The sequence below is a fragment of the Deinococcus carri genome (assembly GCF_039545055.1).
Taxonomy (GTDB): Bacteria; Deinococcota; Deinococci; order Deinococcales; family Deinococcaceae; genus Deinococcus; species Deinococcus carri.
The window spans coordinates 487,501-507,391 of sequence record NZ_BAABRP010000001.1 but is presented as its reverse complement, the minus strand read 5'-3'; the positions used below and the strand labels follow the sequence as shown (position 1 = coordinate 507,391).

Sequence of the window (19,891 nt, the reverse complement as noted above, 5' to 3'; positions counted from 1 at the left end):
CCCGGGCCTTCTGCCCTCTGCCTGCTGCCTTCTGCGCCCCGCTTCATGCGTGGCCCTCCTCACCGCGGAACGCGCTGCTGAGGTACGGCACGATCACGAACGCCACCAGAATCAGCAGGATGGTGCCGATCGCCGCACCCAGCGCGAACTGGTTCTGGCGGAAGGAGGTGAGGTACATGTTCAGCGCGGGCACGCTGGTGTAGGTGTTGTCCGGCCCGGCCATCGCGTACACCAGGTCGAAGATCTTGAGGCTGATGTGCCCCAGGATGATCATCGCGCTGAGCGTGATGGGGGCCAGCAGCGGGAAGATGACGTGGCGGTACATGCCGAAGTCGTTCGCGCCGTCCACCCGCGCTGCCTCGCGCAGTTCCTCGGGAATGCCGCGCAGCCCGGCCAGATACAGCGCCATCGTGTAGCCGCTCATCTGCCACACGGCGGCGAGGATGATGCCGATCAGGGCGAGGTTGAAGCCGTGCGGTTCCGGCGCGGGCAGCAGCTTGACGTTCGGCCCGACGAACAGTGCCCAGCCCAGCAGCAGCGCGGCGCACAGCCCGGCAACGATGGTCCGGGTGCGGTCCCCGGCACGGGCCGCGCGCACCGCCACCCACACCAGCACCAGCGCGACGACACCCGCCGTCAGCAGCGGCAGCTTGTTCCAGTCGAACTTCCAGATGGCACCCGTACTGCTCAGCCAGCCGAAGGACCCGGCAGGCAACCCCAGCACCGTGGGGAACTGGTTCAGGCCCCCCTGCGGTTGCAGCATCCAGCGCCAGATGGTGCCGGTCACGATAAAACTCAGGCTCATCGGGAACAGGAAGATGGTGCGCCACAGCCCCTCGCCCTTCGGGTTACGGTCGAGGATCAGCGCCAGGCCCAGCCCCAGCCCCAGGCAGCCCAGGATGAAGAACAGCGTGAAGAAGATGGTGTTGACCAGTTCCTGCCGGAAGCGCAGTTGCAGGAAACCGGTAAAGAGGTCCTGATAGTTGGCGAGGCCCACCCAGCGGATGATGGGGTTGGTCGCCAGCGCCTGCGCGGGGTCGTTGCCCCAGTCGGTCAGACTGACGTACACGGTGCGCCCAATAAAGCCGTAGACGAACACGGCCAGCAGCAGGATGCTGGGCAGCAGCACCAGCATGGACCATAAGCGGTCACGGGAGAGGCGTTTCAGGTGGGGTCACCTCCTTTCTGGTCAGCGGTGCGCGGTACGCAGTGCGCGGGAACCTGCACCGCGTACCGCCTACCGCGCACCACGTCCCGGCTCTTACTTGCCGATGCCCGCGCGGTCCGCGAGCTGCTGTGCGGCGGCGGCAGCGCCCTGCGCGTTCTTGCTGGCGACGAACTGGTCGATGATGGCCCCGAACGCACTCGTGAAGCTCTCGGGAGCGACTGCGCCGTGGACCATGCTGCCCACGATCTTGTTCTTCTTCCAGTCGGCGGCGGCGCTCTTGCTGTAGGTGTTGTACTTGCTCAGGTCGGAGTCGGTGCGGGCGGCGATGCTGCCCTTGAGGGGGTTGAAGGTGTCCTGCCCAGCTCGGCTCCCCAGCAGTTTGAGCCAGTTGATCGCCTCGGCGCGGTCCTTGGCCCCCTTGGGCAGCCCGAAGGAGTCGGCCAGCATCACGAAGGTGCCGCTGGTGCCGGGCGTGGTGGTCCAGCCGAAGCCGGTGTTGGGCTTGAGCTTCTTGGTGGTGGTGAAGTACCCGGCCGCCCAGTCGCCCATGATGTTGAAGGCGCTGGTGCCGTCCGCGATGCGGTCGGAGGCCTGCTGCCAGCTCAGGCCGCTGGCGTCCTTGTTGGCGCAGTCCATCACCTTGCCGAAGTTGGTGAAGCCCTGCAAGACGCGCGGGTCGGTGAACTTGAGCTTCCCGGCCCACAGGTCCTTCCAGCCCTGCGGCCCCAGCGTCCCGATCATCACGTTTTCCCAGAGGTGCTGCTGGGTCCAGTTCTCACCGACGACCAGCGGCGCGGTCACACCCTTGGCCTTGAGCTTGGAGCAGGTGGTCAGGAACTCGGTCCAGGTTTTGGGCGGGGTCACGCCCCAGGCCTTGAGCTTGGCGGGGTTGTACCACATAACGTTGCTGCGGTGGACGTTGACGGGCACGCTCCAGATGCCGCCCTTGCTGGAGATCAGGTCGATCACGTCCTGCGGCAGCGCCTTGTTCCAGCCCTCGGACTTGAAGAGGCTGCTGAGGTCTTCCATGCGGTTCGCCACCACCCAGGTGCCGATCAGTTCCTGCCCGGCGTGAACCTGGAAGGAATCGGGGGGCGTGCCGCCCAGCATGCGGGTCTTGAGGACCGCCTTGGCGTTGGTGCCCGCGCCGCCCGCGACGGTGGCGTTGACCACGTTCACGCTGGGGTACTTCTGCTTGTAGAGCTTGACCAGGGCGTCGAGGGCGGGACCTTCGTCGCCCGACCACCAGGAAAAGATTTCGAGCCTGCCCGCGGCGGCGGCGGTGGACGTGACGGCGAGGGCGGCGGCGATAAGAAGAGCTTTTTTCATAGGGTTCCTCCGGGGGAGTGGGGAAGCGGGAGCGGGGCGGCGGACGGGGTCTGTGGTGGCCCCCGGCCCGACCCGGCGACCCGGTAGAGGTGGCGCAGGCCGAGCGGCGTGAAGAGGTGGTCGAGCAGCATCGCGCCCGCGCCCAGCACCCCAGCGTCCGCACCCAGCGTGCTGAGGTCGATGCGGGTACCGCCCGCGTTGATCCGCATGGTGCGGCTGAGCGCACTCTCGCGCAGGGGGTGCAGAAATACCTCGCCCGCCTGCGCCAGCCGCCCGCCGATCACGACGGCGCTGGGGTTAAAGAGGTTCAGCGCGGTGCTGATCGCCACGCCGAGGTGATGCCCCGCCTCGGCCCAGACCGCGCGGGCGAGGGGGTCCGTGCCCGCGTGGGCCAGCAGGTCCGCGAGCGTGAGGGGGTCGGGGAGCGTGGAGGGCGTGCCCGCGGCGCGGCGCGTTCTGGCCGTCTCGACCAGCACCTGCGCCGCCGCGTAGCTTTCCAGACTGCCGGGATTGCCGCTGCGGCCCACCGGCCCCTGCTCGTTGATGCTGATGTGCCCGATCTCGCCCGCGCCGCCCCGCACGCCCCGGTGCAGCCGCCCCCCCAGCAACACGCCCGCCCCGATGCCCGTCGCGGCCTTCACATAGATGAGATCCGAGGCCCCCCGGTGGGCACCGAAGCGCGTCTCGGCCAGCGCCCCCAGGTTCGCATCGTTGTCCACGCGGGTGGGCAGGCCGAGGGCCTCCTCCAGCCCCGCCATCACGTTCTCGCCGTCCCAGCCGGGCATGTTGGGGGGCTGCACCACGCAGCCGGTAGCGTGATCCACCGGGCCGGGTACGCCCGCGCCGACGCCCGCCACCTGCTCGCGGGGCACCCCTGCCTCGGCCAGCACGGCCCGCGCGAGGCGTGAGAGCAGCGCGTAGGTGGCCGCCGGGCCGCGCAGGATGTCGTGTTGGGCAGTGCGGCTCGCCAGCGTGGTGCAGCGCAGGTCCAGCAGGTCGACCCGCGCGTGGCTGGCCCCCAGGTCCACGGCCAGCAGGGCCGCGGCGCGGGCATTCAGGGCCAGCAGGGTGGCGCGGCGGCCCACCTGCCCGCTCCCGCTCTTGCCCCCGCTGCCCTGGCCCCCGGCGCACCCGCTGAGCCGCGGCCCCACCTCCTGCACCAGGCCTGCCTCCAGCAGCTCGGTCACGATGGAGCTGATGGCGCTGCGCGACAGCCCCAGCTCCCGCGCCAGGTCCACCCGCGCCCGGTCGCCCTGCCACAGCCGGTTCAGCAGCAGCAGCGTATGGCGCGCGCGAATCGCGGCCAGGTCCAGGGTGTCAGGCAGGGCAGCAGAAGACATCACACCAACTCCGGAAAGCGGGAAGGGACCGGGGAAAAGCCGCCAGCGGCGGACGGGGAAACCTGATTGAGGCCCTCATGGTGCGCCTCGCCAATTTTGTTTGTCAAATGAACTAATTAACTCCCCCGGTCAGGAAGCCACCCATGAAGCGGGCCGGAAGGTCTTCCCCTCCGGCCCGGTCAACCGTGACGCTCAACCCTCGCCGGACGGCTCCGCGCCGGGTTCCTCCCCGGCTTCGGCCCGGCCCTGGCCCTCGGGGCGCAGCAGCGGAAACAGCAGCACGTCGCGGATGGAGTCGCTGCCCGTGAGCAGCATGGCGAGGCGGTCGATGCCGATGCCCAGGCCCCCGGCGGGCGGCATGCCGTATTCCAGGGCCAGCAGGAAGTCCTCATCCTGGGCGTGGGCCTCGTCGTCCCCGGCGTCACGGCGGGCGGACTGTGCCTCGAAGCGGTCACGCTGGTCGAAGGCGTCGTTCAGCTCCGAAAAGGCGTTCGCCAGCTCAAAGCCCGAGCAGAACACCTCGAAGCGCTCGGTGAGGCCGGGGCGGGTGCGGTGGGCCTTGGCGAGCGGGCTGATCACCGCCGGGTGGTCCATCACGAAGGTCGGATTGGTGAGCAGCGGCTCCACGAACTCCCCGAACAGCTTGTCGAGCAGCTTGTAGGCGGGCACGTCCTTCCACTGAGGGAAACGGGCGTCGCTGAACTCGCGCAGGCGATCCAGGTCCAGGGGGTCAAAGTCCAGCCCCGGCACATGTTCGCGCAGCGCCCCCACGTAGTCCACCCGCGCGAAGGGCGGCGTGAAGTCCAGCGTTTCGCCCCCATAGTCAAAGTGGTACGAGCCGTGCAGCTCCTGCGCCAGCCCGCTGAGCAGATCCTCGACCAGCCGGGCGATGTCCGAGTAGTCCACGTAGGCCCAGTACAGTTCCAGCATGGTGAACTCGGGGTTGTGGGTGCGGTCGATGCCCTCGTTGCGGTACACGCGCCCGATCTCGTAGAGGCGCTCGAAGCCGCCAACCAGCAGCCGCTTGAGGTACAGCTCCAGGCTGATCCGCAGCTTGAAGTCGTGCGAGAGCGCGTTGTGGTGCGTCATGAAGGGCCGGGCCTCCGCGCCGCCCGCCGTCACCTGGAGGGTCGGCCCCTCCACCTCCATGAAGCCCCGCGCGTCCAGCTCGTTCCTGATGTAGCGGATGATGCGGCTGCGCGCCTGGAACTTCTGCCGCGCGCCCTCCGTCACCATCAGGTCCAGGTAGCGGCGGCGGGCACGCAACTCCTCGTCTTGCAGGCCGTGGAACTTGCTGGGCAGGGGGTGCAGGCTCTTGACCAGCGGCTGCCACGACTTCACGCGCAGGGTGAGCTGCCCGGTCCGCGTGACAAACGGAAAGCCTGTCACGCCGATGATGTCGCCCAGGTCAATCTTTTTGGAAGCGTCGAACTGCTCGGTGTCCTGCTTGCTGAAGTGGAGCTGGATGCGCCCGTCCTCGTCGGTCAGGTCGGCAAAGGCGGCCTTGCCCATGTGCCGCATCAGCGTGACGCGGCCCGCCAGCGCGTAGGTTTCCTCGGGCCACTCCTGCCCCGGCTCGGCGTCGGGATGGGCGGCCAGCACGTCGCGGGCGTGGTGCGTCTGCGGGTAGCTGTAGGGATGCGTCTCGAAACCCGCCTCGCGCAGCGCGTCCTGGTTGTTCAGGCGGCTGACGGTCTGCTCGTGCAGGCCCGCGCGGCGGTCGTCGGGGGTGTGGTCGCCAGACATGGGGGGAAGTATAGGGGGGAGGCGCAAGGCCGAGGGCAGAAGGCAGATGGCAAAGGGTCCAAAGCCTTCTGCCATCTGCCTTCTGCCTCCCGCCCTAATACTCGATGTCCTGCACCCGGTACTTCACCTGTTTGCCGTTTTCCAGGTTCACGACGAAGGTTTCGTCCTTCTTGCGGCCCATCAGTTGCCGGCCGACGGGGCTTTCCTCGCTGATGCGGGGGAGGCTGCCGCCCAGGACGGTCGCCTCGGGGGCGCTGACGACCTGCACGCGCATGGCCTTTTTGGTCGTCTCGTTGTTCAGGGTGACCACCGCGCCGAGTTCGACGCGGCCGTCGTTCTCATGCTCCTCGATCAGGGTGGCGCGGGCCAGGGTGTCTTCGAGTTCCTCGATGCGGGCCTCGATGCCCAGTTTCTCGCGCTTGGCGTCTTCCAGGCCGGTGTCCTCGTAATCGGCGCTGGTTTCCATCTGTTCTTGCAGGATGCGGGTCGCTTCCAGCAGGCGGGCCTGCTCCTGCGTAAGCATGCGCTGAAGGCGCTCGAAGCCCTCGCGCGTGAGTCTGACTTGCCGGGTCGCCTGTGCCACTTCTGACCTCCGCTGTGGGTCTGCCCTGTGGGTCTGGGGAGTGCGGGAACAAGAGGAACGGATTTCTGAGAATCGGTGAGCATTCTGCCACACGCCCGTTTCAGGGGCAACGGAAAAGTGACAGGTCCATCTGGACAGCCTCCGTCTCAAGCCGCATCAGCGCTGTCGCGTCACGCGGGCCGTGAGGCCCACCACGCCCGTCAGAAGCAGCGCCAGCCCGGCCAGGGCCAGGGGAATGCTGCCCGTCCCGCTGCGGGCGACCAGCAGGCCCAGCGCGGCGGGCGCGAGAATGCCCCCGACCGACCCCGACACCAGCAGGTAGGGCACCCACCGCGCGGGGAGGCTGCGCGTCATCCAGGCCAGCGTGGTCCCGAAGATGGGGCCGAGGGCCAGCCCGGCCACCACATAGGCTCCCGGCGCGAGCAGGGGCCGGGTCGCGGCCAGGGCGGCCAGCGCCGCGAGCAGCGCCGCGCCCAGCACCAGCGCGGGCGGACGAACACGCCCCCCCAGCAGTCCGGTCAGGACGCGCCCGGCAGTCAGGCCCGCCCAGTACCCGCTCAGCACCAGGGCAGGGCGGGCCGTGCCCAGCGCCTCCAGATGCCGCGCCAGCCACGCGCCGAAACCGACCTCCAGCCCCACGTACAGACCGATCAGCAGGGCAAACAGCACGAAGCCTAAGCCGGGCTGTACGGGAGCCGCAGCCCGGTCCGGGGGACGCAACCCGGGGACCCCCCAGACCCGCGCTGCCAGCAGGGTACCCAGGGCCAGCCCCGCCACGGCCAGAAACGGCCAGGCCAGCGAGGCAGGTCCCAGCGACAGCACCAGCAGCGGCGACAGGATGCTGCCCAGCCCGAAGACCGCATTGACCAGGTTCACCGCCCGCGTCCCCAGGCTGGCATAGGCGGCGTTCAGGGCCGCACTGACCCCGCCCAGCCCGAGGCCCCCCACCAGCGCCCCGCCCACCGCCGCGGGCCAGGTGGGAGCCAGGGCGACCACCGTTACCCCGGCGGCCAGCACCAGCACGCTCACCATCACCACCGCGCGGACACTGACGCGCATCAGGGCCACGCCGGCCAGGGGCGGCGCGACCGCCGAACCCAGAAAATGCGCGCTCGCCACCCAGCCCACCACCCCGAGGCCCACGCCGTAGCGGGCCTGGAACAGCGGAAAGGCCGCCCCGTACATCGCCTGGAGCACCCCCAGCGTCAGAAAGGCGACGGCCCCCGGTGCCAGCATGGTGGGCGTCAGGCGCGAAGCGGCGGCAGGAGGAGCACCCATCGGCCAGGGAGCCTAGCACAGCCAGACAACCGCTCCCGCAGTGACTCCCCCCTCCCCTACCCTGCGGCATGACCCGCCCTGACCCTTACGCCGACGCCGAACACCGCCGCGCAGACGAGCAGGAGCAGCAGCACCCCGAGGGGAACGTTCCACAGGCCACCGACCTGCCCAGGCAGGGCGTTCCGGTGGATGACGGCGAACCGGCGACGCAGCCGGAGGGGGGTCAGGCTGGCGTAGACCTGCTGGCGTAGTCACCAAACTGCGTAGGCTTAAGAAAAGCCTTTCCACGGCAATCCGGAATTTAGGGCGGGGCGCATAAAGGGCACGTGCAGTGGAATGGACGCCTGAGAGCGTGTTTTAGAAGGGTCTCCATTACAGGCGGAGTGCGCTGGGAGGGCATGCCCGTTCCCCCTCTCCTGTGGAGCTGTACCAGTCCCAGCCTCCCCCGCAAGGAGGGAGGAGCAAAAAGCTCGTGTTCTACGGCGAAATGAGGGCATCCGCCAACCTTTTAAAACAGGCTCTCATACGGATTCCGTCCAATTCCTGAACAGTCGGGAGGGCACCGCCTGTTCATCCATCTCCCGAAATCCGCTCTTGTTCCTTCTCCCTCTGGTCGGATTTCCGGGTGTTTTCAACACCCTTCAATCGGAATCAGTCTCAGACATGCGGCAACGCAACGGAGCGCCGCCCTAACGAACACTCCAAAGCAGTGGGGCGGACAGGAACCCCATACGTCCCTGTCCGCCCCACCAGCTCAACCAGTCCCCATGCAGGTCTAGGGGAGCAGCCGGTTTAAAAACTCATTTGCCCAGGATCGACACGCCGAAGAGCACCTGGTTGGGTGTTCCGGCGGGCGACCACTGATAGCCGACGCTGGGTCCAATCAGGACGGGCAAGTTCCCAGCACGGAACAGCACATCGTTGCGCCAGTAGGTGTACTTGTCGGAGTTGTTGGTCAGACGGGTACGCACCGCGCCCACGCCGAACTGATTAGGCTCGGATACGGGCAGGCGGTAGGTGATGGCCGCGTTCGTCTCGTAGTAGCGGGCCAGGTTCAGATCAGGAATCGTGGTGATCTTACCCGCTGTAAAACGTTCGAGGTGCGAGGCCTCCAGGGTCAACCCTTCCACCGGCGAGACGTTGCCGGCCACCGTCACGTCGATACTGCCCTGCACTTCCTTTTGCACTGGAAGGGTAAACACGCGCCCTGTGCTGTTGATGCTGGCGTTCACCTTGCCGAACGACCGGCCATAGTTTCCATACACCTCGGTCTGGGTGTAAGGCGCAACAGCCGTACCCTGATATGCCACACCCACGTTGTTCAACACACGCACCCGGTCCTGAAAGGCGGTAAAGGCGTAACCGCCCGTGAACCGGGAAGAGGCCCCGTTGCCCTGTACCAGCCCGCGGTACTGCACGCCCTTCCAGGGGTCGTGGTTCACGTCCAGGCGGGGAATGCCTGCCTTCGCTGCCGCACCGTTGTCGAACACACCGGCCGCGAAGGTCGTGTCGTTCAGGCGAGTCGAGAGGGCGTACTCCCAATAGTTGGGCCGTTTGGCGAGGTTCAGCCGGATGTCCTGCGTAAAGGGCAGCGGGAAGCCGCGGACGCCGAAGCCCGTGGCACTGTCAGCCAGCGTCTCGGTCCCACCGAAGCGCGAGATGTAGTTGGGGGGGAGCCGGAAGAGCGGAGCCGGAGCCGCCGTGTCCTGGGCCGCCGCCCCTGCGGGGGCGCTGAGCACCAGGGCTGCGGCCCCAATCTTCATGGTCATGTGGGTTCGGTTCGACACCCCAGCATCTTGCCCGCCTGCCGGGTCACTTTGATGAAAGTGTTCTGGACAGGTTTCTGACGCGGGCATCAGGCAGTGCGATAATTGAAGATCACAACCTGCGCTCAGGTGCGCACATTCACGATGGTCACGCCGTGGCCGCCCTGGTTGGCTTCAGCGTCGTGGAAGGATTCGACGCGCTTGTCGGTCTTGAGGTAGTCGCGCAGGAGCCGGCGCAGCACGCCCTGGCCCTTGCCGTGGACCACCCGCAGGGGCGTTTCCCTGAGCGCCTGCGCCTCGGTGATGGCGGTCCGCAGTTCCTCGACGGCCTCCTCCACACCCAGGCCGCGCAGTTGCAATTCGTTCTGGAAGGTGCTGGGCCGGGTCCCGGCAAAGCTGGGGCGCGGGGCCGGCGCTTTGGGTTCCTGTTTCAGCCGCACGTCGCGGCGCTTGACGCCGACCTTCATCACGCCGAGCTGCACCACCAGGTCGTCGCCGCGCAGTTCCAGCACCTGGCCGGTCGCGCCGTAGGCGGGCACGTCCACCCTGCTGCCCACCCGGATGGGGTCGCCGCGCTCCTCGCGGGGGGCGGGGGGCGCGGGCCTGGCCTTTTGCGCCGCCGAGCGCAGTTCGCGCAGCTCCTGCATCACGCGGGGGCGGGCGCTGTCCTCCTGGGCGCGGGCGCGCAGGCTGCGGACGCGCTCGATGGCCTCGGCGTACAGGCTCTCGGCCTTCTGCGCGGCCTCGGCCAGCATCTCCCCCCGCCTCTGCTCCAGCGTCTCGCGTTCCTGGCGGACGCGGGCCAGTTCGGCCTCCGCCTCGCGCCGGGCGGTCGAGGCCTCCTCCAGCTCGGTGGCGAGGTCGGCGCGTTCGCGTTCCAGGCCCTCCAGCATCCGCTCCATCAGGCCGGCGTCGGGGCCGAGCAGGTCCTCGGCGCGCGACAGCACATTCTGGGGCAGGCCCATGCGCCGGGCAATCGCCAGCGCGTAGGAGCGGCCCGGCTGCCCCACCTGGAGGTGGTAGGTGGGAGCGAGGGTCGCCACGTCGAAGCCCATGCTGGCGTTCCGGAGGCCGGGCGTCTCCAGCGCGAACAGCTTGAGGGGCGAGAGGTGCGAGGTGATGATGCCCCGCGCGTCCTGCGCCAGCAGCGTCTCGATGAGGGATTGCGCCAGCGCGGCCCCCTCGGCGGGGTCGGTGCCGCTGCCCAGCTCGTCGATCAGGACCAGCGTGTCGGGCGCGGCGTGGCGCAGCACGAAGCGCAGGTGCTTGAGGTGCGAGGCGAAGGTGGACAGGCTCGCCTCAATGCTCTGCTCGTCCCCGATGTCCACCAGCACGTCGCGGACCACCGGCAGCCGGGCGGAGGCCGCCGCCACGTACAGCCCGCACTGGTGCATCAGCACCGCGAGGCCCAGCGTCTTGAGGGTGGCCGTCTTGCCGCCCATGTTCGGCCCGGTGATCAGCAGCAGCTTGGTTGCGCCCAGCTCGATGTCGTTGGGCACCGGATTTTCAATCAGGGGGTGGCGGGCTTCCCGCAGGTCGTAGGTGTGGTCGCTGGCGGGCTGGGGCCGGTTGAGCCGCCAGTCGCGGGCGAGGCGGGCCTTGGCGGCAATCAGGTCGAGTTCGCCCAGCGTGGCGAGGGTCATCGGCACGTCCACATCGGCGGCCAGCAGGCCCGACAGTTCGGTGAGGATGCGCCGGACCTCGGCCTCCTCGTCCAGAATCAGGCGGGTGAGTTCGTTGTTGAGCTGCGTGACGGCGGCGGGTTCGACGAAATACGTCTGCCCGGTCGCGGAGGCGTCCACGATGATGCCCTGCACCTGCCCCACCCGGCTGGCCTGCACCGGCAGCACGTAGCGGTCGCGGCGGATGGTGACGATGTGTTCCTGAAGCACGTCCGCCCAGCGTTCGAGCGTCGCGGCCAGTTTCTCGCGGATGCGGCCCCGCAGCGGCTCGATACGCTTGCGCAGGTCGCGCAGACGGGGACTGGCGTCGTCGCGCACCGCCCCGTCACGGTCCAGCGACCCCAGCACCCGGCGCACCAGTTCGCTGTGGTCGCCCAGGCCCAGCGCCACCTCCCGCAGCGGCCCGCGCGAGTTGGCGTTGATGGCCCGCCGGACCGTCATAGCGCCGTCGAGGGAATAGGCGGCGTTCAGCAGTTCCTGGCCGGACAGCACCCGGCCCTCCTGCGCGCGCGCGTGCAGCTCGCGGATGTCCTGGATGCCGCCCAGGCTGAGGCTCACGCCGAAAAGGGCGTCCTCCACCTCGTCCAGTTCGCGGGCAATGCGCTCCGCGTCGTCGGAGGGCAGCAGCGCCCGCGCCCGCTCGACGCCCAGCGACGTGGCGCTGCGCTCCGCGAGGGCGTCACGGATACGGGGAAAATCGAGGGCAGTCAGGGCACGGGGGGCGAACGGCATGTCAGCCAGGAGGATAACAACGCACCCGCCCGGTGAACGTGCGCCGGGTGGCTTAGGGAAGGTTGGGAAAGCTGCACGCCCGCTTACGGTCCCGCCCCCCGAAATGTAGGGCAATAGGGTATGACTGCCATTTCCGGAACAGGTCCCCACCGCGTCCTCGTCACGGGAGCAACGGGTTTTGTCGGACGTTCCATCGTGCAGGGACTGGTGGGGCGGGGGCACACCGTCTTCGCCGGGTCGCGGGGGGGCGAGGCGCTGCCGGGGGCGCGGGGCCTCCCGCTGGACGTGACCGACCCCGGCAGCGTGCTGCGCGCGGTGGGCGAGGCCGACCCGGACGCGGTGATTCACCTGGTGGGCATCATCCAGGAGGAGGGGGCACAGACCTTCGGGCGGGTCCATGTGGAGGGCACCCGCCACGTGCTGGCCGCCACCCCGCGCCGCGCCCGCTACCTGCACATGAGCGCCCTGGGCGCGGACGAGCAAAGCGCCAGCCGCTACAGCGCCACCAAGGGCGAGGCCGAGCGCCTGGTGCGGGAAAGCGGGCTGGCCTGGACCATCTTCCGGCCCAGTCTGGTGTTCGGGGTGGGCGACGACTTCTTCGGGCGGGTGCTGCGCGAACTCGTCACGGCCGCGCCCGTCGTGCCGCAGATTGGCGACGGCTCCTTTCCCTTTCGCCCGGTCAGCGTGGAGGATGTGGCGCTGGCCTTTGCCGGGGCGCTGGACAGGCCGGAGACGGCCGGGCAGACCTACGCCCTGACCGGCCCGGAGGAGTACACCTTCCGCGAGCTGCTCGACCAGGAGCAGGCGGCGCTGGGGCAGCACCGGCCCGTGATGCCGGTGCCCCTCGCGCTGATGAATCTGGCCGTGCCGCTGATGCAGGTCCTCCCGCATCCGCCCATCACCCGCGACCAGTACGCGATGCTCAAGGCGGGCAATACCGCGCCCAACGAACCCGCGCGGACAGTGTTCGACCTGCCCATGCACCGCCTGCCCGAGAGGCTGCCGCAAATTGTGGAGGCGGCGAGGAGGCGTTAAGCCGGATGTCCCCTCCCCTGCTACCCTGCCTCCCGTGACCGCCCGCGCTCCCCTCCTGCCGCCCACCGAGAAGCCGCGCGTCGTGGTGGAGCATCCCGACTTCTACGTGGTCCACAAGCCCGCGCTGTGGCTCACGCATCCGGTGCGGGCACGGGTGGACGTGCCGGATATCCTGACCTTTATGCAGGCGGAGACGGGGGAAGCTGGCCTCGCGCCGCCCCACCGCCTCGACCGCGAGACGAGCGGCACGCAACTGCTCTCGCGCGACGCGGACGCCGCCCGCCGGTTCTTTACCCTGTTCAAGGAGCATCTGGTGGGCAAGACGTACCTCGCCGTCGTGCATGGCTCGCCGGGCTGGGAGCGGCACACGCTGGACGCGCCGCTGGGGGACCTGGGGCTGGGTGGGGCAAACCGGGTCGTCATCCGGCAGGCGGTGGTGCCGGACGGGCGACCCGCCGTGACCGACTTCCGGGTGGTGGAACGGCGGGGAGGCTTCACGCTACTGGAGGCCGCCCCCCGCTCGGGCCGCCTGCACCAGATTCGCGCACACCTCTCGCACCTGGGCCTGCCGATGGTGGGCGACAAGATCTACGGGCGCGACCCCGAGGCCTTTTTAGACTTCATGCAGACCGGCCAGACGCCCGAACTCACCGCACGGCTGCTGCTGCCCCGGCAGGCGCTACATGCGGCCCGCATCGCCTTTCCCTGGGCGGGTGCCCAGTTCGCGGCGGAGGTGCCGCTCGCGCCGGATTTGCAGGCGTTCTGGAAGGGGTTAGGAGTTAGGGGTTAGGAGTTAGTGAAAGGCTTCACGGCCCTTCCGCCTTCCGCCTTCCGCCTTCCGCCTTCCGCCTTCCGCCTTCCGCCTTCCGCCTTCCGCCTTCCGCCTTCCGCCTTCCGCCTTCTTCTACCCTTGCCTTTCCCACAATGCTGATTAGACTGGTCGGGTATAGGGGGCGAGATGGACGAGCGGACCTTGAATGAACTGAAGCCGGGCGAGGCGGCGCATGTGGTGACGCTGGACCCCCGGCACCCGTTGCGGCGGCGGCTGCTGGAACTGGGCTTCGTGCGGGGGGCGCGGGTGGCCGTGGTGCGCCGCGCCCCGATGGGCGACCCGGTGGAGGTGCGCGTGAACGGGACGGACCTGGCCCTGCGCGCGGACGACCTGCGCGGCATCCGGGTGCGGGCATGACGGTGCTGCCCCCGCCCGCCTCGCCCCCGCCGGGCCTGCACCTGCCCGACGAGGCCGCCTGCGCCGCCACCCTGGAAAAGCTGCGTGCGGCCCGCGAACCCCGCGTGGTGGTCGTCGGCAACCCCAACGTCGGCAAGACCACCCTGATCAACGCGGTGGCGGGCACCCGGCTCAAGGTCGGCAACTGGTCGGGCGTGACGGTGGAGAAGCGCGAGGCGCGGCTGACGCACGCGGGGCGCTCGGTCCACCTGCTCGACCTCCCCGGCGCGTACTCGCTCAGCCCCCACACGCCGGAGGAACTGATCACCCGCACGGCCCTGCTGGACGAGGCCCCCGACGCCGTCATCAACGTGCTGGACGCGGGGAATCTGGAGCGCAACCTCTACCTCACGCTGCAACTGCTGGACTTCCGGGTGCCGCTGGCGGTCGCGCTGAACCTGGTGGACGAGGCACGCGACAAGGGCCTGACGGTGGACGCAGCGGCCCTCTCGCGGGCGCTGGGCGTGCCGGTGGCAGAGACGGTGGCGAGCCGGGGTGACGGCACGGGAAGGCTGCTCGACCTGGCGCTCGGGGGGGCCACGCTGGGCATCGGCGTGCGCTACCCGGAGGCGGTCGAGGCCGCCGCGAACGACCTCACCGCACGCATGGCCGACCTTCCCACCCTGCCGCCCCACGCGCACCGTTACCTCGCGCTGGCGCTGCTGGAGGGCGACCCCAGCGTGCGCGGACGGCTGGCCGCCACCGGACATGCGGCCCTGCTGGACGCGGCGGACGCGCATCTGGCCGCGCTGGACACCGGCGGCGTGGACGCGCTGATCGAGATTGCGGAGGCGCGCTACGCCCGCGCGGGGGACCTGGCGCGGGTGGCCGTTCCGCAGGCGGAGGCGCGGCGGACGCTGAGCGAGCGGCTGGACCGGCTGGCGCTGCACCCGCTGCTGGGCATTCCGCTGTTCCTGGCGCTGGTGCTGCTGGTGTTCCGCCTGACCTTCAGCGTGGCCTCGCCCTTCGTGGACCTGATCGGGGGACCGCTGCAAGACACGGTGAGCGGGTGGGCCACGGCCGCGCTGGGCTGGTTCCCGCTGGCCCGCGACCTGGTGGTGGGGGCCATCATCCCCGGCGTGGGGACGGTGCTGAGCTTCCTGCCCACGCTGCTGGTGCTGTACCTCGCCATGAGCTTTCTGGAAGACAGCGGCTACATGGCGCGCGCCGCCTTCCTGATGGACCGGGCCATGCGCGGCATCGGGCTGGACGGGCGGGCCTTTATCCCGCTGATTCTGGGCTTCGGGTGCAACGTGCCCGCCGTGTATGCCACCCGCACGCTGGAGCGCCGCAGCGACCGTGTGCTGGTCAGCATGATTCTGCCCTTCATGAGCTGCTCGGCGCGGTTGCCAGTGTACGTGGTGTTCGCCGCCGCGCTGTTCCCGCGCCACGGGAGCTGGATCGTGTGGGCGCTGTACGTGTTGGGCATGGGGGTGGCCTTTGCGTTCGCGCTGCTGCTGCGCCGGACCTCGCTGCCCGCCGAGGGGGGCGGGGTGCTGCTGGAGCTGCCGCCCTACCGCTTCCCGGCCTGGAAGGTGCTGTGGAAGCACGCCTGGCGGCGCACCGCGAGCTTTGCGAGGCGCGCCCGGACGACCGTGCTGGCGACCGTCGCGGTGGTGTGGCTGCTGCTGGCGCTCCCGGCCGTGGCCGGGGGCAAGTTCGCCACGGTGCCCCCGCAGGACAGCCTCTTCGGGCGGGTGAGCGAGGCCGCATTGCCCGTCTTCGCGCCGCTGGGCTTCGGCAACTGGCAGGCGACCGGGGCGCTGGTGCCCGGCTTCATTGCCAAGGAGGTCGTGGTGGGCACGCTGGGGCAGATTTACCTGGGCGAGCAGGCCGCCGCGCCCCAGCCGCTGGGCCTGCTCGCGGGCGCAGGGCAGGCGCTGACGGCCACCTGGGACGCCATCAAGGCCAGCGTCTCGGCCATCCCGACGGTCCTGGCGCTGCCCAGCCTGGGGGCCGACACCAGCGCCGACGCGAAAACGCCGCTGGCCGCCGCCCTCGCGCGGGCCTTTACCCCGGCCGGTGCCCTGGCCTATCTGGTGTTCGTGCTGCTGTACACGCCCTGCATCGCCACCGTGGGCGCGCTCGCGCAGGAACACGGGCGGCGGGTGGCCTGGACGACGGTGGCGTACCAGTTGGCGACCGCCTGGGTGGCCGCGTTCCTGGTGTACCAACTGGCCCAGAGACTGCTGTGATGAGGGGGCTGCTGTGACCGCCCCCCTGGCCGCCATTCTGGGCGCGGTGGCGGGCGAGCCACGCACCCCCGCCGAACTGGCACGCACGCTGGGCAGCAGTGAGGCCGCGCTCGCGGGGATGCTGCGGACTCTCCAGGCCGGCGGCTACGTGCAGGAGGCCGCGCCCCAGACGGAAGGCTGTGCCTGCGGCCCCTGCGCCCTCAAGAGCATGTGCCGCAATGCCGGCGGCGAGGCCGCGCCGCTGCACCTGCTGCGGCTGACCACACGGGGCGAGGCGTACCTGAAGCGGCTGGGCTGAGGGCCACAGCCACGGGGCTGACGGGACAAACGAAGGGGGCGGACCGAATGAACAGGCCCGCCCCCTTCCCTCTGTCTTCACACCACGATGCGCCGGTAGGCCCCGTCCTCGCCCACGGCGGGAAGCTGCCCGTACATCAGTTCCTGCTCCACGACGCGGGCGATGTCCTCGCCCAGTTGCGCGGCGTCACGCTCCTCGGACTCCAGCGGCTCGGCCACCACGTCGAAGCCGCGCGTGGTGTTCACGTCGGGCGCGCGGACCTCGACGCGCAACTTTCCGTCCTCCACCTGGGGGGTGATGGTGATGCCTTCCGGGTGCTCGTAGGTGAAGGCGGCGCGAAAGGCGGTCAGGGCGTCTTGCAGGTTCAGGCGTGCGGTCATGCGGGCAGTCTGCGTGAGCGCCCCCACCCGAACTGCTGTTCTCGCCACAGGCTGGGGGGCGCGTAAAGAGGGGGTAAAGGAGGGGCTTATACTCGCCGCACATGACCACCCTCTCCTCTGCGGCCCCGCGCGTCAACCCGTGGGTTCTGTCGGCGTTCTGGTTCGGCACGGCCTTTCACTGGCTGCTGCTGCTGCTGATCCTGATGCCTGCCAACGTCGTGCATTTCGTGGGCCAGGAACAGAAAGGCACGTATCTGGGCGTGCTGACGGCCGTCGGCGCGGTGATGGCGCTGGTGCTGCCGCCCATCATCGGGGCGCGCAGTGACCGCACCGGGCGGCGGCTGCCGTATATCCGCCTGGGCCTGGGCGTGAACCTGGCCGGCCTGGCCGTGATGGCCTTCGCGGCCTCGACACTGGGGGGCATGGGTGGGTTCTGGGTGTACGTGCTGGGCTTCCTGCTGGTGCAGTTCGGGAACAATTACGCCACTGCGCCCTACAGCGCGCTGATTCCGCAGCTCGTGGCCCCGGAGGAGCGCGGACGCTACAGCGGCGTGATGGGGCTGCTTCAGGCGGTCGGGCAACTGCTGGGGGCGGTTGCGGCCTTTGTGGTGGGCCTGCTGAAACTGCCGGTGCTGGTGTCCTTTGTGCTGATTGCGCTGATGCTGGCGGTCCCCGCGCTGATCACGCTGCGGGGCGTGCCCGCGTCGGTGGACACGCCGACCCAGGCCAGCGGAGGCCCCACCCTCTCCTGGCGGCAGCTCTTCGCGTATCAGCCCTTCCTGTGGGTGTTCGTGACGCGGGTGCTGTTCGCGCTGGGGCAGTACAGCGTGCAGCCCTTCCTCCAGTACTACAACGTGGATGTTCTGCGGCAGCGGGACGCGGGAACCAGCACGTCCATCATGCTGCTGTGCATCATCGTGGGCAGCATCGTGTCGGCGCTGATCGGCGGGCGCGTCAGTGACCGGGTGGGCCGCAAGCCGGTGATCTATGTGGCGGGCACGGCGATGGCCCTGGCCGCGCTGCTGCTGCTGGTCGCGCCGAGCTACCCAGTCGCGCTCGCGCTGGCGGTGTTCTTCGGGCTGGGCTTCGGCGCGTTCACGAGTGTGGACTGGGCGCTGGGCAGTGACGCCATGCCCAGCGCGAGCAGCTACGCCCGCGACATGGGCATCTGGCACGTGGCCTTTGTCGCGCCGCAGCTTTCGAGTGCGCCGCAGGGGGCGCTGCTGGACTGGGGCAACGCGCAGGGCGGGAATCTGGGCTACACGCTGGTCTTCGGCATCGCGGCGCTGTTCTTTCTGGCAGGCGTGGTGCTGGTGCGCAACGTGCCGGAGACGGCCCACACCCGCGCTCACGCAACCTGACGGGAACCTTTAGACGGTGCCCCTTCTGCCAGAAGCAGCGGCAGGGAACGTGGAATGCTCACTTTATGAGCAACGAGCAACCGACCCGCGAGGAAGGCATCAAGACGCTGGCGAGCATCATCAAGGATGTCAAGTTCGCCATGCTGACGGTCACGACGGCCGAGGGCCACCTCAAGGCCCACCCCATGACCACCCAGCAGACCGAGTTCGACGGCGACATCTGGTTCATCGGCGGCAAGGACACCGAGCAGGTGCAGTGCATGGGCGAGCGGCCCCAGGTGAACGTCAGCTACTCGGACCCCGGCAAGAACAACTACGTCAGCGTGGGCGGCACGGCGCAGCTCGTGGAGGACCGCGCCAAGCTGGAAGAACTGTGGAGCGACTTCTACAAGGCGTACTTTCCCCAGGGCATCGACGACCCCAACGTGCAGCTGATCAAGATCGAGGCGCAGGGGGCCGAATACTGGGAAGGCAGCGGGCGCATGAAGGCCCTCTTCCAGATGGCCCGTGCCGCCGTGACCGGCAAGCCCGCGACCGACATGGGCAACAACGACACCGTGAAGCTCTGAGCGCGGGGCACGTGGCGGGAGCGTGAGGCGAGCAGCCCGCGCTCCCTTTTCCCTGCCCCCTCCCAGCCAGGGCGTATCCTTGCGCCCATGACTGCCACACCCCCCACCACCCCGGCCCAGACGAGACGCGCGCTGGCCGGGGTGATGCTGACCGTCTGCCTGTGGGGCGGGAACGTGGTGCTGCTCAAGGCGCTGCTGGTGCGCGGTCACCTGAACGCCGAGACGATCAATCTGGGCCGCTTCGTGCTGGCGGGGGTCGTGCTGGTCGGCCTGAGTGTGCGCGCGCACGGCTGGCCCCGCTGGGACGCGCGGACCTGGGGGCAGGTGGCGCTGGTGGGGCTGCTGGGCAACAGCCTGTTTCAGGCGTGTTTTCTGACGGCTATCCGGGCCAACCCGGCGGGCGTGGCGGGGCTGGTGAACGGCATCGTGCCCGTGCTGGTGGTGCCGCTGGGGTTATTGCTGGGGCAGCGGGCCACGGGGCGGCAGATCGGCGGGGTGACGCTGGCCTTTGCGGGCCTGCTGGGGCTGCTCCTGGGCACGCGGCAACCGGGCATGGCCGTCACCCCCGGCGGCTTCGCCTGGGTTCTCGCGGCGGCGGGCACCTGGGCGCTGTACACCCTCTGGAACCGGCCCCTCACCGCGCGGCTGGGCGCGACTCCCTTCGTGGCCTTCAGCCTTGCGCTGGGATGCGTGCCGTATGTGGTCTGGGCGCTCCCGCACCTCACGCCACCGGGCGCGGTGCCCGCCTGGGGCTGGGCCGGCATCATCCTCAGCGCGCTGGGGGCGAACGTTGTCGCCTACGTCGCCTGGGCCAACGGCGCGCGGGTGCTGGGGGCCGCCAGAACGAGTGTCTGGAACACGGTGGCCCCCGCCGTCGCCCTGCTGCTGAGCGCGGGCGTGCTGCACGAACGCCTGCCGCCGGGGGTATGGCTGGCGGCGCTGGTCATCCTGGCCGGAGCGGCGCTCGCCAACTGGCCCCGTTCCTCAGCGGCGGAAGCGCGAGCGGAGGCGGCAGGACGCTGACATAACCCACTCAGTCGAGCTTGATGTCGATGAACAGGGGCTGGTTCGCCTCCCCTTCCGGGTCCTCCTGGCGTTCGGCCTCCGGGTCGCTCCTCCCGCTCTGCCCAGCGTTCTGCGCCGGGGCCTGAGCAGGCGGCGCACCGACGCTCCAGGTGAAGTTGGCGGGAGGGGCGGACGG

Annotated in this window: 19 protein-coding genes (1 of these 19 cut by a window edge); 9 read left to right on the top strand and 10 right to left on the bottom strand. The window is 69.6% G+C overall.

Annotation, left to right across the window (positions count from 1 at the left end):
- Window positions 1–43 precede the first annotated feature (43 nt).
- The 6 genes from ABEA67_RS02575 to ABEA67_RS02550 form a co-directional block, all read right to left on the bottom strand.
- Window positions 44–1,135 (bottom strand): carbohydrate ABC transporter permease, encoded by a 1,092-nt coding sequence (locus tag ABEA67_RS02575; RefSeq protein ID WP_345460419.1) that lies wholly within the window; start codon window positions 1,133–1,135, stop codon window positions 44–46.
- A 126-nt stretch (window positions 1,136–1,261) separates the two neighbouring features.
- Window positions 1,262–2,497: an ABC transporter substrate-binding protein gene (locus ABEA67_RS02570; protein WP_345460416.1), complete on the bottom strand. Its 1,236-nt coding sequence runs from the start codon at window positions 2,495–2,497 to the stop codon at window positions 1,262–1,264.
- Window positions 2,494–3,837 (bottom strand): ROK family transcriptional regulator, encoded by a 1,344-nt coding sequence (locus ABEA67_RS02565; RefSeq protein ID WP_345460413.1) that lies wholly within the window; start codon window positions 3,835–3,837, stop codon window positions 2,494–2,496. The genes ABEA67_RS02570 and ABEA67_RS02565 overlap by 4 nt, the downstream gene beginning before the upstream one ends.
- Before the next feature lie 192 nt (window positions 3,838–4,029).
- Window positions 4,030–5,583, bottom strand: a complete 1,554-nt coding sequence (gene lysS, locus ABEA67_RS02560; protein ID WP_345460410.1) for a lysine--tRNA ligase — start codon at window positions 5,581–5,583, stop codon at window positions 4,030–4,032.
- A 94-nt stretch (window positions 5,584–5,677) separates the two neighbouring features.
- Window positions 5,678–6,166, bottom strand: a complete 489-nt coding sequence (locus ABEA67_RS02555; RefSeq protein WP_345460407.1) for a GreA/GreB family elongation factor — start codon at window positions 6,164–6,166, stop codon at window positions 5,678–5,680.
- Window positions 6,167–6,322: 156 nt separating this feature from the next.
- Window positions 6,323–7,444, bottom strand: a complete 1,122-nt coding sequence (locus ABEA67_RS02550; RefSeq protein WP_345460404.1) for an MFS transporter — start codon at window positions 7,442–7,444, stop codon at window positions 6,323–6,325.
- Window positions 7,445–7,512: 68 nt separating this feature from the next.
- Between ABEA67_RS02550 and ABEA67_RS02545 the strand changes: the two genes are divergently transcribed.
- Window positions 7,513–7,695, top strand: coding sequence for a hypothetical protein (locus ABEA67_RS02545; protein ID WP_345460402.1), 183 nt, complete (start codon window positions 7,513–7,515; stop codon window positions 7,693–7,695).
- A 549-nt stretch (window positions 7,696–8,244) separates the two neighbouring features.
- On the opposite strand, the gene ABEA67_RS02540 is transcribed toward ABEA67_RS02545, so the two are convergent.
- The gene (locus tag ABEA67_RS02540; RefSeq protein WP_345460400.1) at window positions 8,245–9,213 is read right to left on the bottom strand and encodes a hypothetical protein; all 969 of its coding nucleotides are present in this window, start codon (window positions 9,211–9,213) and stop codon (window positions 8,245–8,247) included.
- A gap of 122 nt (window positions 9,214–9,335) precedes the next feature.
- On the bottom strand, window positions 9,336–11,624 hold the full coding sequence (locus tag ABEA67_RS02535) for an endonuclease MutS2 (protein ID WP_345460398.1): 2,289 nt from the start codon (window positions 11,622–11,624) through the stop codon (window positions 9,336–9,338).
- 120 nt (window positions 11,625–11,744) lie between these two features.
- On the opposite strand from ABEA67_RS02535, the gene ABEA67_RS02530 reads away from it, so the two are divergent.
- From ABEA67_RS02530 to ABEA67_RS02510, 5 genes are all read left to right on the top strand, one after another.
- Window positions 11,745–12,659, top strand: a complete 915-nt coding sequence (locus tag ABEA67_RS02530) for a complex I NDUFA9 subunit family protein (protein WP_345460396.1) — start codon at window positions 11,745–11,747, stop codon at window positions 12,657–12,659.
- 34 nt (window positions 12,660–12,693) lie between these two features.
- On the top strand, window positions 12,694–13,449 hold the full coding sequence (locus ABEA67_RS02525) for an RluA family pseudouridine synthase (protein WP_345460395.1): 756 nt from the start codon (window positions 12,694–12,696) through the stop codon (window positions 13,447–13,449).
- Between the two features lie 168 nt (window positions 13,450–13,617).
- The gene (locus ABEA67_RS02520) at window positions 13,618–13,848 is read left to right on the top strand and encodes a FeoA family protein (RefSeq protein WP_345460393.1); all 231 of its coding nucleotides are present in this window, start codon (window positions 13,618–13,620) and stop codon (window positions 13,846–13,848) included.
- Window positions 13,845–16,082, top strand: coding sequence for a ferrous iron transport protein B (gene feoB, locus ABEA67_RS02515; protein WP_345460391.1), 2,238 nt, complete (start codon window positions 13,845–13,847; stop codon window positions 16,080–16,082). The genes ABEA67_RS02520 and feoB overlap by 4 nt, the downstream gene beginning before the upstream one ends.
- Window positions 16,083–16,095: 13 nt before the next feature.
- The gene (locus tag ABEA67_RS02510) at window positions 16,096–16,380 is read left to right on the top strand and encodes a MarR family transcriptional regulator (RefSeq protein WP_345460389.1); all 285 of its coding nucleotides are present in this window, start codon (window positions 16,096–16,098) and stop codon (window positions 16,378–16,380) included.
- Between the two features lie 77 nt (window positions 16,381–16,457).
- Here the strand turns inward: ABEA67_RS02510 and ABEA67_RS02505 are convergent, their stop codons facing one another.
- Window positions 16,458–16,760, bottom strand: coding sequence for a hypothetical protein (locus ABEA67_RS02505; RefSeq protein ID WP_345460387.1), 303 nt, complete (start codon window positions 16,758–16,760; stop codon window positions 16,458–16,460).
- 101 nt (window positions 16,761–16,861) lie between these two features.
- On the opposite strand from ABEA67_RS02505, the gene ABEA67_RS02500 reads away from it, so the two are divergent.
- The 3 genes from ABEA67_RS02500 to ABEA67_RS02490 all read left to right on the top strand — a co-directional run bounded on the left by ABEA67_RS02500 (window position 16,862) and on the right by ABEA67_RS02490 (window position 19,713).
- Window positions 16,862–18,121 (top strand): MFS transporter, encoded by a 1,260-nt coding sequence (locus ABEA67_RS02500; protein ID WP_345460385.1) that lies wholly within the window; start codon window positions 16,862–16,864, stop codon window positions 18,119–18,121.
- A 65-nt stretch (window positions 18,122–18,186) separates the two neighbouring features.
- A complete protein-coding gene (locus tag ABEA67_RS02495; protein ID WP_345460383.1) occupies window positions 18,187–18,690 on the top strand; it encodes a pyridoxamine 5'-phosphate oxidase family protein in 504 nt (167 codons plus the stop codon).
- A gap of 87 nt (window positions 18,691–18,777) precedes the next feature.
- Window positions 18,778–19,713, top strand: coding sequence for a DMT family transporter (locus ABEA67_RS02490; protein WP_345460381.1), 936 nt, complete (start codon window positions 18,778–18,780; stop codon window positions 19,711–19,713).
- A 10-nt stretch (window positions 19,714–19,723) separates the two neighbouring features.
- Here the strand turns inward: ABEA67_RS02490 and ABEA67_RS02485 are convergent, their stop codons facing one another.
- A protein-coding gene (locus tag ABEA67_RS02485) for a hypothetical protein (RefSeq protein ID WP_345460378.1) crosses the window boundary here: on the bottom strand, window positions 19,724–19,891 show its 3' portion. 252 nt of this gene lie beyond the right edge of the window; only the last 168 of its 420 coding nucleotides appear in the window; the start codon falls outside the window, past its right edge; its stop codon occupies window positions 19,724–19,726.

Excerpts from the sequence above, each read along its gene's own strand:
- ABEA67_RS02575 (WP_345460419.1), bottom strand. The coding sequence starts at position 1,135 with ATGCTGGTGCTGCTGCCCAGCATCCTGCTGCTGGCCGTGTTCGTCTAC.
- ABEA67_RS02570 (WP_345460416.1), bottom strand. The coding sequence starts at position 2,497 with ATGAAAAAAGCTCTTCTTATCGCCGCCGCCCTCGCCGTCACGTCCACC.
- ABEA67_RS02565 (WP_345460413.1), bottom strand. The coding sequence starts at position 3,837 with ATGTCTTCTGCTGCCCTGCCTGACACCCTGGACCTGGCCGCGATTCGC.
- lysS (WP_345460410.1), bottom strand. The coding sequence starts at position 5,583 with ATGTCTGGCGACCACACCCCCGACGACCGCCGCGCGGGCCTGCACGAG.
- ABEA67_RS02550 (WP_345460404.1), bottom strand. The coding sequence starts at position 7,444 with ATGGGTGCTCCTCCTGCCGCCGCTTCGCGCCTGACGCCCACCATGCTG.
- ABEA67_RS02545 (WP_345460402.1), top strand. The coding sequence starts at position 7,513 with ATGACCCGCCCTGACCCTTACGCCGACGCCGAACACCGCCGCGCAGAC.
- ABEA67_RS02540 (WP_345460400.1), bottom strand. The coding sequence starts at position 9,213 with ATGACCATGAAGATTGGGGCCGCAGCCCTGGTGCTCAGCGCCCCCGCA.
- ABEA67_RS02535 (WP_345460398.1), bottom strand. The coding sequence starts at position 11,624 with ATGCCGTTCGCCCCCCGTGCCCTGACTGCCCTCGATTTTCCCCGTATC.
- ABEA67_RS02530 (WP_345460396.1), top strand. The coding sequence starts at position 11,745 with ATGACTGCCATTTCCGGAACAGGTCCCCACCGCGTCCTCGTCACGGGA.
- ABEA67_RS02520 (WP_345460393.1), top strand. The coding sequence starts at position 13,618 with ATGGACGAGCGGACCTTGAATGAACTGAAGCCGGGCGAGGCGGCGCAT.
- feoB (WP_345460391.1), top strand. The coding sequence starts at position 13,845 with ATGACGGTGCTGCCCCCGCCCGCCTCGCCCCCGCCGGGCCTGCACCTG.
- ABEA67_RS02505 (WP_345460387.1), bottom strand. The coding sequence starts at position 16,760 with ATGACCGCACGCCTGAACCTGCAAGACGCCCTGACCGCCTTTCGCGCC.
- ABEA67_RS02500 (WP_345460385.1), top strand. The coding sequence starts at position 16,862 with ATGACCACCCTCTCCTCTGCGGCCCCGCGCGTCAACCCGTGGGTTCTG.
- ABEA67_RS02495 (WP_345460383.1), top strand. The coding sequence starts at position 18,187 with ATGAGCAACGAGCAACCGACCCGCGAGGAAGGCATCAAGACGCTGGCG.
- ABEA67_RS02490 (WP_345460381.1), top strand. The coding sequence starts at position 18,778 with ATGACTGCCACACCCCCCACCACCCCGGCCCAGACGAGACGCGCGCTG.